Origin of the sequence: Streptomyces sp. 135, assembly GCF_020026305.1 — a bacterium.
Taxonomy (GTDB): domain Bacteria; phylum Actinomycetota; class Actinomycetes; order Streptomycetales; family Streptomycetaceae; genus Streptomyces.
In genome coordinates this window covers 5,416,487-5,428,421 of the sequence record NZ_CP075691.1, presented here as the reverse complement: position 1 = coordinate 5,428,421, position 11,935 = coordinate 5,416,487, and the positions used below count along the sequence as shown (strand labels likewise).

12 protein-coding genes are annotated in these 11,935 nt (G+C 73.2%); 3 read left to right on the top strand and 9 right to left on the bottom strand.

The window, feature by feature from the left end:
- Positions 1–38 precede the first annotated feature (38 nt).
- Together KKZ08_RS24685 and KKZ08_RS24680 are read left to right on the top strand one after the other, a co-directional pair.
- The gene (locus tag KKZ08_RS24685) at positions 39–1,583 is read left to right on the top strand and encodes an acyl-CoA carboxylase subunit beta (RefSeq protein WP_223776527.1); all 1,545 of its coding nucleotides are present in this window, start codon (positions 39–41) and stop codon (positions 1,581–1,583) included.
- A 34-nt stretch (positions 1,584–1,617) separates the two neighbouring features.
- A complete protein-coding gene (locus KKZ08_RS24680) occupies positions 1,618–1,809 on the top strand; it encodes an acyl-CoA carboxylase epsilon subunit (RefSeq protein WP_223776526.1) in 192 nt (63 codons plus the stop codon).
- 65 nt (positions 1,810–1,874) lie between these two features.
- On the opposite strand, the gene argF is transcribed toward KKZ08_RS24680, so the two are convergent.
- Positions 1,875–2,858 carry an ornithine carbamoyltransferase gene (gene argF, locus KKZ08_RS24675; RefSeq protein ID WP_223776525.1) on the bottom strand — a complete coding sequence of 328 codons (984 nt, stop codon included), beginning with the start codon at positions 2,856–2,858 and terminating at the stop codon, positions 1,875–1,877.
- 118 nt (positions 2,859–2,976) lie between these two features.
- Here argF and KKZ08_RS24670 point away from each other — a divergent pair, with 118 nt between their 5' ends.
- Positions 2,977–3,798, top strand: coding sequence for a hypothetical protein (locus tag KKZ08_RS24670; protein ID WP_223776524.1), 822 nt, complete (start codon positions 2,977–2,979; stop codon positions 3,796–3,798).
- Here KKZ08_RS24670 and KKZ08_RS24665 read toward each other — a convergent pair.
- The 8 genes from KKZ08_RS24665 to KKZ08_RS24630 all read right to left on the bottom strand — a co-directional run bounded on the left by KKZ08_RS24665 (position 3,710) and on the right by KKZ08_RS24630 (position 11,915).
- Positions 3,710–5,068, bottom strand: a complete 1,359-nt coding sequence (locus tag KKZ08_RS24665; RefSeq protein WP_223776523.1) for an MFS transporter — start codon at positions 5,066–5,068, stop codon at positions 3,710–3,712. The two genes, KKZ08_RS24670 and KKZ08_RS24665, sit on opposite strands and share 89 nt — an antisense overlap.
- 66 nt (positions 5,069–5,134) lie before the next feature.
- Positions 5,135–6,028: a phytanoyl-CoA dioxygenase family protein gene (locus KKZ08_RS24660; RefSeq protein WP_223779171.1), complete on the bottom strand. Its 894-nt coding sequence runs from the start codon at positions 6,026–6,028 to the stop codon at positions 5,135–5,137.
- 50 nt (positions 6,029–6,078) lie between these two features.
- Positions 6,079–7,422, bottom strand: a complete 1,344-nt coding sequence (locus KKZ08_RS24655) for a hypothetical protein (RefSeq protein WP_223776522.1) — start codon at positions 7,420–7,422, stop codon at positions 6,079–6,081.
- Positions 7,423–7,455: 33 nt separating this feature from the next.
- Entirely contained in the window at positions 7,456–8,538 is a 1,083-nt protein-coding gene (locus KKZ08_RS24650; RefSeq protein ID WP_223776521.1) for an SDR family oxidoreductase, read from the bottom strand.
- Complete coding sequence (locus tag KKZ08_RS24645) at positions 8,535–8,981, bottom strand: SRPBCC family protein (protein WP_223776520.1); 447 nt, start codon at positions 8,979–8,981, stop codon at positions 8,535–8,537. The genes KKZ08_RS24650 and KKZ08_RS24645 overlap by 4 nt, the downstream gene beginning before the upstream one ends.
- A gap of 12 nt (positions 8,982–8,993) precedes the next feature.
- Positions 8,994–10,226 (bottom strand): aminotransferase class III-fold pyridoxal phosphate-dependent enzyme, encoded by a 1,233-nt coding sequence (locus KKZ08_RS24640; protein WP_223776519.1) that lies wholly within the window; start codon positions 10,224–10,226, stop codon positions 8,994–8,996.
- A complete protein-coding gene (locus tag KKZ08_RS24635) occupies positions 10,223–10,801 on the bottom strand; it encodes a DUF6031 family protein (RefSeq protein WP_223776518.1) in 579 nt (192 codons plus the stop codon). The genes KKZ08_RS24640 and KKZ08_RS24635 overlap by 4 nt, the downstream gene beginning before the upstream one ends.
- Positions 10,802–10,850: 49 nt before the next feature.
- Positions 10,851–11,915 (bottom strand): DUF6001 family protein, encoded by a 1,065-nt coding sequence (locus KKZ08_RS24630; protein ID WP_223776517.1) that lies wholly within the window; start codon positions 11,913–11,915, stop codon positions 10,851–10,853.
- Positions 11,916–11,935: the final 20 nt, after the last annotated feature.

The following is an 11,935-nucleotide window of genomic DNA, read 5'->3' as shown; positions in this document are numbered from 1 at the left end:
CGCGACGTCCCCGGTGACGGCGACCGGTAAGGGGAGAGATGAGACTGCACGTCGCGGAGCTGGCGGCCATCAGGGAGCGGGTGCACGCAGGACCCGGCGAACCGGCCACCGCCGCTCAGAAGGCCAAGGGCAAGCTCACCGTGCGGGAGCGGATCGAACTGCTCCTGGACGAGGGTTCGTTCCGCGAAGTCGAACCCTTGCGCCGGCACCGGGCGACCGGTTTCGGCCTGGAGGCGAAGCGGCCGTACACGGACGGTGTGGTCACCGGCTGGGGCACGGTCGAGGGCCGCACGGTCTTCGTCTACGCGCACGACTTCCGCATCTTCGGCGGCGCGCTCGGCGAGGCGCACGCCACGAAGATCCACAAGATCATGGACATGGCTCTCGCCGCGGGCGCCCCGCTCGTCTCCCTCAACGACGGCGCGGGCGCCCGTATCCAGGAGGGCGTCACGGCGCTCGCGGGCTACGGCGGCATCTTCCAGCGCAACACCAAGGCCTCCGGTGTCATCCCGCAGATCAGCGTGATGCTCGGCCCGTGCGCGGGCGGCGCGGCGTACTCGCCCGCCCTCACCGACTTCGTGTTCATGGTGCGCGAGACCTCACAGATGTTCATCACGGGGCCGGACGTGGTCCGCGCGGTGACGGGTGAGGAGATCACCCAGAACGGCCTCGGCGGCGCGGACGTGCACGCCGGGACGTCGGGCGTCGCGCACTTCGCGTACGACGACGAGGAGACCTGCCTCGAAGAAGTGCGCTATCTGCTGTCGATGCTGCCGTCCAACAACCGGGAGAACCCCCCGGCGCACGAGTCCGAGGACCCGCCGGACCGCTCGGGGGACGTGCTGCTCGACCTGGTCCCCGTGGACGGCAACCGCCCCTACGACATGCACCGCGTCATCGAGGAGCTCGTCGACGACGGTGACTTCCTGGAGGTCCACGAGCGGTGGGCGCGCAACATCATCTGCGCGCTGGCCCGCCTGGACGGCAAGGTCGTCGGGATCGTCGCCAACCAGCCGCAGTCGCTCGCCGGTGTGCTGGACATCGAGGCGTCGGAAAAGGCCGCACGTTTCGTCCAGATGTGCGACGCTTTCAATATCCCGATCGTGACGCTGCTTGACGTGCCGGGCTTCCTGCCCGGCGTCGACCAGGAGCACGGCGGCATCATCCGCCACGGCGCCAAACTGCTCTACGCGTACTGCAACGCCACCGTGCCCCGCATCTCGCTCATCCTGCGCAAGGCCTACGGCGGCGCCTACATCGTCATGGACTCCCAGTCCATCGGCGCCGACCTGACCTACGCCTGGCCGACGAACGAGATCGCGGTGATGGGCGCCGAGGGCGCGGCCAACGTGATCTTCCGCCGGCAGATCGCCGCCGCCGAGGACCCCGAGGCCATGCGCGCCCGCATGGTCAAGGAGTACAAGGCCGAGCTGATGCACCCCTACTACGCCGCCGAACGCGGCCTGGTGGACGACGTCATCGACCCCGCAGAGACCCGCGAGGTGCTCATCAACTCCCTCGCGATGCTCGCCAACAAGCACGCCGACCGCCCCGCCCGCAAACACGGCAACCCCCCGCAGTAAGGCCCCCCGTACGCCCCACACGACCGGAGGTCCCATGCCCGCGGCCGACAGCGCAGCCGACATCCGCATCGAGAAGGGCGAGGTCACCGACGCCGAGCTGGCGGCCGTCACGGTGCTCCTGCTCTCCCTCGCCACCGCTCCGCCCAGGGCGGCCACCGGCGCCCCGGCGACCACGACGGCCTGGCGCCGCGACGACTTCCACGCCCCGCACAGCTGGCAGGGCTGAGCCGGACGTCACCGTGACAGCGAAGCGCCCCCCTGGCCGGCCAGGGGGGCGCTTCGCTGTCACGGTCAGCCCGCGATGGTGAGCTGCATCAGGGCCTTGGCGGTGTGCATGCGGTTCTCCGACTGGTCGAAGACCCGGCTCTGCTCCCCCTCGAAGACGTCGTCGTCCACCTCGCAGATGTCGGGGTTCGCGATCGCGGTCTCCGTGTCCAGGAGATGGAAGGCCGGCAGGCAGTGCAGGTAGATGCTGTCCTCGCGGCCGGTCAGGGCCATGAGGTCGCTCGTCACCTTCAGATCGCGCAGCAGGTCGATGCGCTCCCGCGTCTGGTCCTCCTCGCCCATGGAGACCCAGACGTCGCCGTAGACGCAGGCCGAGCCGCGCAGCGCCTCCTCGGGCGAGTGAGTGACCAGCACCCGGGCCTGCTCCGACTCGCGCCCGGCGAGCAGCTCCTCGATCACCTCGGGGGCGGGCTGGAGCGGCGCGGGCGCGAGGATGCGCAGGTCGAGGCCGAGCTTGGCGGCGGCGATGGCGAGGGTGACGGCCATGTTGTTGCGGCCGTCACCGACGTACGTCAGCGGCAGGCCCTCCAGGTCGCCGAAGTTCTCCCGCAGGGTGAGGAGGTCGGCGAGGACCTGGGTGGGGTGGTAGCTGTCGCACAGGCCGTTCCACACGGGGACGCCTGCGTACTGGGCGAACTCGGCGACCGTGGCGTGCTCGAAGCCGCGGAACATGACGCCGTCGAAGACGCGGCCGAAGACGCGCGCGATGTCCCGGACGGACTCCTTGATGCCGAAGCGGATGTCCTCGCGGTTGAAGATCTCCGGGTGCGCGCCGGACTGCGTCGAGGCGACGACGAAGGAGACGCGCGTACGGCAGGACGGCTTCAGGAAGATCAGGGCGATGTTCTTGCCGGCCAGGGCGGGGACGTTCTCCCCCAGGGCGGTGCGCTCCTTGAGGTCGGCCGCCTTGCCGAGGAGCTCGCGGATCTCGTCGCCGCTGAACTCGCGCAGGGACAGCAGGCTGCGCCCCTTGAGGCCCGAAATCGTCACGGCACTACCTCCGAAGTCTGACCAGCATCGACGGTCACAGTCACTGGATCGATAAACATGCAGACTGTTACATTAACATGCAGCGTTCATCGGTCAACCGCGTGCGACGGAGGTCACCGTGCACCCTCTCGAACAGCTCGCCCTGGACGTCGCGGAGGGGCGTACCGCCCCTGCGGACGGCGAGCGCGCGGCCGCCGCGCTGGCCGCTTCCGGGGCCCTCGGTGCCGCCGAGCTGGTGAACTGGTTCCGGACCGCGGAGTGGCTGGCGCGCCAGGAGGACCTGTGGGAGCGGGCCCTGCTGCTCGGCAGGCTGCTCGCCGCGGCGGCCGAGGCCCTGCCGGAGACCGCCGCGCCGGGCGAGGTGGCCCGCTGCCGGTCCGCCTGGACGGAGCTGGTGCACCTCTGCGTGATCCACCGGCCCGACGGCGAGCTGTTCGCCTCCGGGGTCCGCGCCGGGCGTGCGGCCCTCGACGCCGCCCGCGCCCTCGGTGACGACGAGCTCGCCGGGCAGGTGCTCTACCGGCTCGGCACCCTGCACCTGGACCCCTTCTCCCGCGCCGGGGAGCTGTGGGCGGAGGAGCACCGGCTCTGGCTCAGCCTCGGCCCGCGGGACTCCCTGGCCGGGCTGCCCGCACCGGGGGACGCCCTGCGGACCGCCGAGCGCTATCTGCGTGAAGCCGCCGAGCTGCGTGCCGGGCCGGGCCTCGGCTACACCTGCAAGGCCCTGGCCCAGGCCCTTCAGCAGCAGCGGTTCCTTGCGGGCGCGGGCGCGGACGCGGGGCAGGACTCCGAGGCGGCGGACTCCGAAGCCGCGGACTCCGTGGCGGCGCTGTGTGACCGGGCGCTGGCCCTCATCCCCGCCGAGGACGTGGAGGCACGGGCGGGGGTGGAGGCGCTGCGGACGGGCTCGGGCCGGGGCCCGGCGGCGGCCCGGCCGTAGCCCGCTCGCCGCCGGGTCCGTCTTCCGCACGTTCCGCGCCTTCCGCGTGGCGCACCGCCGCGCGCGTGGCGGGGCCGGTCAGCAGGCCGGCGGCCAGCAGCAGCCCGCCGAGCACGAGCCAGCCCTGCGGCGCCCACTGGATGCACAGCAGCGTCAGCAGGCCGGGCGCCACGGCCATGGCACCGCTGACGCCGAAGGAGAACATGCCCTGGTACTCGCCCTGGGCGTGCTCGGGCGCCAGGTGGTACGCCAGCTCGAACCCGGCCGCCGCGTGCCACAGCTCGCCGAAGGTGTGCAGCACCATCATGAGGACCAGGACCACCGAGGCCCACAGCGGCGACAGGTGGCCGGTCGTCGCGAACACCGCGCAGGTCACCATGAAGACCGCCCCGGCCCCCCGCATCGCCCGGGCCGAGCTGCGCGCGTCGGCGACCCGCTGCCCCACCCGCACCTGGAGCAGGACGACCAGCACGGTGTTGACCACCAGCACGGCCGACACCATGGCCCGTGGCGCCTCGGTCCGCTCGGAGATCCACAGCGGCAGCGCCACGGTGAGCACCGAGTACTGGAGCGTCATCACGGCGTTGAGGGCGGTCACCGCCATGAAGGGGCGGTTGCGCAGCACCGGCAGCTTCGCCCTCGACGCCTCCACCGGCACCGGCGGATAGTCGGGCAGCAGGGTCAGCACGGCCGCCGCGACGAAGAACGTGACGGCGTTGAAGACCACCACGCCGAGGTAGGCCGGCCGGCTGTCGAGCTGGAGCGCCACGCCGCCCGCCGCGGCGCCCAGCGCCATGGCCAGGTTGGAGGCGGCCCGCATGTACGAGCGCAGCCGCACCCGCGAAGCGCCCCCGGCCCGGCCGATCAGCACCGCGCGCAGCGTCCGGCTGCCCTGGAGGCCCACCGCCCCGACCGTGGCGACGACCAGCAGCCAGGGCAGGGTGGCGACCACGGCGAGCGCGAGCATGGCGACGCCCTCGACGGCGAGCAGCAGCATGGCGAGGCCGCGCGGCCCCGTGCGGTCGGAGAGCCTGCCGATGAGGACGTTCGAGGGCAGCGCCACCACCCCGGCGACGGTCAGCGCGAGCCCCACCTCGCCGGCCGAGAACCCCACGCTGCGGGTCAGATAGAGCAGCCCCGCGGTGAGGTACATGCCCTGGCCGAAGGTGTTGACCAGGATGAAGCCGACGAGGACCCGGTGCGGGCGCTCGTCGGGCAGCCGGTAGTGCCGGCCGATGGCGGTCAGCCGCGCGGTCAGCGAGGCGAACATCAGTGGTCTCCGTTCATGGTGGTGGGAGCGCCGGGCGGGCGGCGCGGCGGCCCGGCCCCGGCGCGCTCAGGCCGCGGGTGCCATCCCCCACGCGCGCAGCTGCTCGATCCAGCGGGCGCGGTGCTCATTGCCCTCGGCGCCCGCGAGCCAGCCCGGCGAGTACTGGCTCTCGCGGCGCGGGATGCCGCTGGGCCGCGCGCCCGCGGCGATCCAGTCCCGCTGCCTGCGCAGCTCGCGGAACTGCGCCTCCCTGCCGAACTGCTTGGCGACGGAGCGCACCGCCGCGCTCTGCGCCTCGTCGTGCGGGGCGCCGAAGTAGGTGAAGCTGCACATCCGGCGGTTCGGGAAGCCGTTGAGCGAGGCGTGCCAGGTCCGCAGGTCGAAGGCGTAGACGTCGCCGGGTCTCGACGTGCAGACGCGGGCGGGCACGGCGTCCACCGGGAAGCCGGTCCGGTCGCTCTCCTCGCTCTCCGGGTTGCCCGCGGTGTTCAGCCTCTCCTTCACGCTGATGGCGAGCAGCTCGTCGTGCCAGGGGTCCTTGTGCGAGCCGGGCAGCACGCGCAGGGCGCCGCTGTCGGCGTCCACCGGGTCGAGGTAGGCGACGAACTTCAGGGAGCGGAAGCCGGGGACGCTGGTGTCCGCGTGCCACTCGGTGAGGTTGCCGGAGAAGACGTTCCCGTTGGACATCACGCCGACCGCCCCGGGGCCGAGCAGCGCCTCGGCGGCCGTGCGCAGCTTCTCCGTCTCCAGGGCGCCGGCGAGGAACGGCGTCTGGTCGCGCATGTTCGACCAGCTCATCTGGCCGCGTACGCCGAGCGCGGCCGAGTAGACCTTCGACGCCTCGGCGTGGCCGACGGCGTACTCCTTCTCGATCACGGCGAGTTCGTCGGCGTCGAAGAGTCCGGGGAGCGGCAGGAAGCCGAAGAGCCGGAAGAAGTCGGCCTGCTGGGCGGTCACCATGGTCACTTGAGTCCTTTCACCTGTTCGCTGCTGTCCGGTCCGTGGCGCCCCTAGGGCCAGCGCTCCCAGTCGCGTACGTCGTAACCGATCAGTCCGCAGACCTCGGCGACCTCGGGGATGTCGAGCAGGCGGCCCAGCTCGGGGCGCTCGCGGCGCCAGCGGGCGCCGGCCGGGGCCGAGGTGGCGTTGACCCGGCGCGGCTCGTCCACGGCGCCCCACCGGTCGGCGTCCAGGCGCAGCCCCATGCCCCGCGCGGCCGTCTCGACGAGGCTCCTGCGGGTGGCGCCGCCGGCCTGGAAGTCCTCGAAGCGCACTCGGAGCGGGTCCGTGGTGTGGCGCAGGATGCGGCGGTGCGGGTCGGACCACTGGCGGGCGCACAGCTCGGCCAGCGGGCCGTGGACCAGGTCCTGCCAGCCCTCGCACAGGTCGAAGTTCCAGTCCGCGCGGAGCCCGGCGGCGGTGCCGTACGACGACAGGTCGTGCTGCCAGAAGGAGCGGTGCTCCCAGCCGTCGATGAGGCCGTTGACGGAGGCCAGCGGGTTGCGGGTGAGGTGCAGCTCCCGCAGGTTCCAGCCGTCGAACAGATGGTGGAGGAGCGGGATGCGGTAGGCGTCGCTGGACGCCTTGATCACCAGGACCCGGCCGTCCTCGCCGAGCCGGGGGCGGCGCTGCGGGCGCAGGGCGAGGAACGGCGAGATCTCCACGATGGCGCCGCCCGGCGGCCCCTTGGGCACGGGCACGTCGGGGAACGCCTCGCGGACCAGGGCCTCGTCGAGGTCGTAGCGGTAGGGGTCGACCGGCAGGCCGTGGGCGCGCAGGCCGCGCAGGACGTCGAACGCGGGCTCGGGGCCGCGGCGTTCGCCGAGCACGCTGTCCCTGACCACCGCCACCAGCTCCTCCAGCGGGGCGTCGACGGTGTCGGGCCACTGGACGCGCAGCCGCAGCGCCCAGTCCCAGGCGTAGCGCTCCCACTCCAGCGGGGTCGGCTCGGGGATGTCCGCGCCGCGGCACTCGAAGAACAGGTTGCGCAGCAGGAACGTGCGCTGCCCGGCGTCGAGCACGCCGCTCTCCACGCCCTCGTCCGATCCGCCGTGGTCGGGGTGGTTCAGGCCGAGCAGGGTGAACAGCAGGCGGTGTTCGCCCGGCAGCGCGAGGGCGCCGCGCAGCTCGCCGAGTACCTGCTTGAAGACGCTGGTGCCGCCGCGCGGGCTGCCGAGGACGACCGTGACGTCGCGGACCTCGTCGCGGGCCCGGTCCAGGTACTCCTTCTCCTCGGGGAACTTGGCGCGCAGGTAGGCCATGGCCGCGTCGCGCTCGGCGCGGATCCTGGCGAACGTGGCGCGGCGGCGCTCCAGTTCGCCGGGCGGGACGGGCACGGTGCTCTCAGGGGCCATCTCTTCCCTCTCTGCTTGCGGTGCGGGCGCTGCTCACGAGGCGGAGGCGACCCGCGGCGGACGCCGTACGTTGGCGGTCCGCCAGTACTCGACGACGCCGTCCACGTAGCCGCTCCAGTGGGGAGCCGGGCAGGTGGTGTTCTCGGGCAGGCGTACGCGGGCGTTCTCGAAGTAGGGGCGGTAGATGCCGATCAGCCGGTCCAGGAACTGCCGGTTGGGCAGCCGGATCTCGGTGACCTTCCAGGCGTCGACCGAGCGGCGCAGGAAGTCCCAGCGCCGGTAGGGCACGAGGGGTACGTCGGCGAGTTCGGGGCGGCCCTCCTCGCGGCGGGCCCGGTTGAGGACCGTGACGACGGCGGAGACCAGGTCGCTCAGGCGCGGCGCGGCCTCGCCCGCCGAGGCGACCACGTCCCGCGCGGGCCCGCCGGCCAGCAGGGCCTCGGTCATGGCGCACAGTTCCGACGCCACCCAGTCGACCGGGACGATGTCGATCAGGCCGTCCCGGTCGCCGGGCAGGAACGGCGGCTCGTACCGCTCGACGAGTCCGAGCAGCGGATAGATGCCGTGGAAGCGGGAGATCGCGCCGGTGGCGCTGTGCCCGACGACGAGGCTGCACGAGAACACCGACGGATCGAGGTCCGCGAAGTCCCGCTTCAGCAGCCGCTCGGCCTCGGCCTTGGACTCCTCGTACGTGTTGCGGTACTCCCAGTCGTCGACCGCCGTGTACGCGGACGACAGGAGCAGGAAGCGGGTGTCGCCGAGGGCGCGGGCCAGACGGGCCGTGTTGCGGGTGACGGCGACGTTGCCCAGGCGGGCCGCCTCGGGGCTCGCCGACCAGCTGACGTTGGCCGCCGCGTGCACCAGGACCGTGCGGCGGCCGCGGCCGAGCGTGCCGGTGAGCGCGAGCGTCGCGTCCTCGTCGGTGAGGTCGCACACCACGGGGCGCAGCACGTCGGTGACCGCGCGCGGGGCCCGCTCCAGGTAGGCGTCGCGGCTGGCCTCGCCGCTGAAGACGCCGACGAGTCCGGCCGCGGGGGCGCGCTCGGCGAGCCGGGCCAGGAACGCGCTGCCGACGGCGCCGCCCGCGCCGGTGACGAGGACGCGGTCGGCGGTCATCCGGCGGCCGGTTCGGGCCGGCGCTCGCTGATGGCGGTGAGCATGCTGCGCGAGTTGCTGTGGATGGCCTGGATGCCGACCGGGTCGAGGACCGCGGCCAGCGAGGGTATGCCGAGGTCGAACTCGATCTCCAGGACGACGTTGACGCCCTCCTCGGTCTCCTGGAGCGTCCAGGAGCCGCGGAAGACCTCCAGGTCGCCCTCGGTCTGGTCGAAGTCGATGCGGTGCGGCGGGTGGAAGTAGTCCTTCTCGTCCCAGGTGAGCTCGCTGCCGTTGAGCAGGACGCGCCAGGAGCTGAGCGCGGTCGCCGCGTCGCGTTCGAGGTAGCGGATCTCCAGGACGTCCGCCATGTACTCCGGGTGCTTCTCGAAGTCGCAGACGACGTTCCACACGTGGTCGATGCCGACTCCGGGGATGTCCACGGAGGTGCGTACGGTGGGCATGACAGGGCCTTTCTAGGTGGTTGCCGGGGACGCGGCCAGGGCCTCGGCGAGGCGGCCGATGCCGTCCTCCAGGTCGGACTTGTCGATCCCCGCGGTCGGGTAGACGCGCAGGACGCGCGGATTGCTGAGGCAGAAGCTGATCAGGACGCCGCGTTTGGCGGCCTCCAGGACCACGTGGCCCGCGATGGACTCGTCCGCCGCCTCAAGCCCGATCATCAGGCCCTCACCGCGGACCGCCGCGATCTTCGGGTCCGCCGCGAACCGCTCCGCCAGCAGGGAGCGGGCGTGCGCCGCCCTCTCCCGTACGCCCGACAGGAACGCCTCCCGCGACACCACGTCGATGACGGCGCGGCCGACCGCGCCGGCGAGCGCGCCGCCCGCGAAGGACGAGGCGAGCACGACGGGGTCGGCGCAGGACTCCTTGATCCGGCCCGACGCGTGGACGACGGCGGCCAGCGGCAGCAGGCCGCCGCCGAGGACCTTGCCCACGAGCAGCAGGTCCGGCCGTACGTCACCGGCCGAGCGCCACAGGTACCCGCAGCGCCCGAGCCCTGTCTGGATCTCGTCGAGGGCGAGCAGCGTCCCGGTGCGTTCGGTCTCCTCGCGCAGGAACGCCAGGTAGGCGGGGTCCACCGGCCGGATCCCGCCCTCGCCCCGCACCGGCTCCGCGAAGACGGCCGCCACGCGCCCGGTGCCGAGCAGCGCCCGCACGCCGTGCTCGTCGCCCGGCTCCACGAAGTGCACGGGCGCGGCCAGCGGCAGCGGGGAACGGCCCGCCATCGAGTCGGACAGGTGCAGGGCGCCCGCGGTCTTGCCGTGGTAGGAGCCGCGCAGGGCGACGAACTCGGCGCGGCCGGTGGCGAGCGCCGCCATCTTCATCGCCATCTCCACCGCTTCGGAACCGGTGTTGGCGAACGACACCCGGTCGAGGCCGGCGGGCGTCGCGGCGATCAGCGCCTCGGCGCAGGCGGTCGCCGCGGAGTTGCCGAGGATCTTGCCGGACAGGCCCATGCGGCCGAGCTGCTCCTGGGCCGCCGCGGTCACCTCGGGGTGGCGGTGGCCGATGAGGTGGACGCCGAACGACCCGAAGTCGAGCCAGCGCCGGCCGCGGTCGTCGGTGATCCAGGCGCCCTCGGCCCGCGCCTCGCCCGCCGTCAGGCCCGACATGCGCAGCAGCAGCGCCTTGTTCCGCCCGAACGTGGCGGCGTAGCGGTCGACGAACCCCGGTGCGGCCACGGTGGTCACGCGTCCTTGAGGAAGGGTTCGAGGAACGCCGCGTCGGTGCCGGCCGCCGTGCACAGCTTCGACCAGTTCCGCAGGGCGCGCAGGATCTCCCGCTGGCCCGAGGCCTGGAGCGGGTCGGGCAGTTCACCGGGGAACTCGGCGCACAGGCGCTCCCACAGCCGCGTCACCTCACCGTCGCCCGGGGCGGCGGCGTCGGCGTCGGCGTGATCGGCGTCGTCGGCGAGCGCGAACACCTCGATCAGGGACGGCCCTTCGAGGTCGGCGAGGTCGTGCAGCCCGTACTCCAGGGCCAGCGCGAGCTGGTGCTCCTCGGCGACGGGCACGGCCCCCGAGAGCCTGGTGTCGATGTCCAGGAGCAGTTCGAGCAGCTTGACGCGGACCACGCGCCGCAGCTGCGGCTGGTCCGTGCCGCCCTCCAGGTCCTCCAGGTAGGCGCGCCCCTCGACGGCGAGCAGCCAGGCGGCGGTGGCCCAGGCCTCGACCGCGCGCGCGGCGGGCAGCCCGCGTCCGGAGCGCGCCGAGGGGAAGAGGCGTACGCGGCTCAGCGGATCCGCGGTCTCGTGGGACGACTGCATGATTCTCCTGTTCGTTCCGCCGGTTCGGCGAGGGAAACCGTGGTGCGGTTCAGGCGGGCAGCAGGCGCAGCGCGCCGGAGCGGGAGGCGCTCAGGACGTCGGCGGCCTCGCCGGGCGGCGCGGTGTCGCGGGTGACGGCGACCGGGCCCTTGGGCAGCTCCCCGGTGAGGAACTGCGCGGTGCGGCCGACGAGCATGGCCGCGCCGGGCAGGAACGGCAGCTGCGTGGCGTCGGCGGCGGGTTCGAGGCGCAGGGCGGGCGCGTGGCCCTCCCCCGCGATCGCGAAGACCTCTTCGAGCACCGCCCCGAACTCGGGGGCCAGCGGCCCCGCCGCCTCGCCGCGCAGTGCGGCGCGAAGCAGCCGGTCGAGCGCGGCGAAGCGTTCGGCGAGCTGTGCGAGGGGCGTGCCGTCGGCCGCGCCGCTGTCCAGGAACCGCTGCCAGCGCAGCAGGTACCACTTGCGGTTGGAGTAGACGTCGCCCGCGTGGGACAGGGCGGCGTCGGCCAGGTGCAGCAGGGCCCCGAAGGCGTAGCCGGCGCTGCCGCGCGTCTCGCCCGTGGCCTCGGCGAGCCGCAGGTGGAAGACGTGCCGGACGGCGGTGTGCAGCGAGGACCACTTCCATACGCGGGCCAGGGCAGGCAGGTGCTCCAGGTAGGGCGACGTGCCGTCCAGGGCGACGCCGTTGACGAGCCGCTCCAGGTACTTGCGGCGCAGCTCGTGCCCCTTGTCCCAGCCGCGGTGGGCCTCGGTGGCGCCGACGGGGTCGAGCGCGGCCGCGGCGGACAGGTCGGCGAGGGCGGCGGCGACCTCGTCGGGGCCGTAGGAGACGGCCTCCAGGTGCTGGCCCTGCTCGAAGAGCTGGGTGGCCATCCGCGCGCCCTCGACGGCGTGGTCCTCGACGCGGATGAAGTCGATGTCGCTGGTGGAGTTGGCGATGCCGTGCACGGGCGAGCTGGTGAGCAGCAGGTGCCGCGCCTGCCCCGTCTTCGCGCGCATCAGCGCGTCGAGGCCCTCGCGGTCGAGGCCGCGGCCGGCCAGGAAGGTGTCGACGTTGCGCAGCCGGGCGGTGGCGAGCTGCTCGGGGGCGCCGGGCGGAAGTGTCGGGTTCGGCATGGGTTCCTCGTGGTGGGAAG

Bases quoted from the DNA above. Each gene is read 5' to 3' on its own strand.
- KKZ08_RS24650 (WP_223776521.1), bottom strand. From the start codon at position 8,538: ATGACCGCCGACCGCGTCCTCGTCACCGGCGCGGGCGGCGCCGTCGGC.
- KKZ08_RS24660 (WP_223779171.1), bottom strand. From the start codon at position 6,028: ATGGTGACCGCCCAGCAGGCCGACTTCTTCCGGCTCTTCGGCTTCCTG.
- KKZ08_RS24685 (WP_223776527.1), top strand. From the start codon at position 39: ATGAGACTGCACGTCGCGGAGCTGGCGGCCATCAGGGAGCGGGTGCAC.
- KKZ08_RS24680 (WP_223776526.1), top strand. From the start codon at position 1,618: ATGCCCGCGGCCGACAGCGCAGCCGACATCCGCATCGAGAAGGGCGAG.
- KKZ08_RS24665 (WP_223776523.1), bottom strand. From the start codon at position 5,068: ATGTTCGCCTCGCTGACCGCGCGGCTGACCGCCATCGGCCGGCACTAC.
- KKZ08_RS24630 (WP_223776517.1), bottom strand. From the start codon at position 11,915: ATGCCGAACCCGACACTTCCGCCCGGCGCCCCCGAGCAGCTCGCCACC.
- KKZ08_RS24635 (WP_223776518.1), bottom strand. From the start codon at position 10,801: ATGCAGTCGTCCCACGAGACCGCGGATCCGCTGAGCCGCGTACGCCTC.
- KKZ08_RS24645 (WP_223776520.1), bottom strand. From the start codon at position 8,981: ATGCCCACCGTACGCACCTCCGTGGACATCCCCGGAGTCGGCATCGAC.
- KKZ08_RS24655 (WP_223776522.1), bottom strand. From the start codon at position 7,422: ATGGCCCCTGAGAGCACCGTGCCCGTCCCGCCCGGCGAACTGGAGCGC.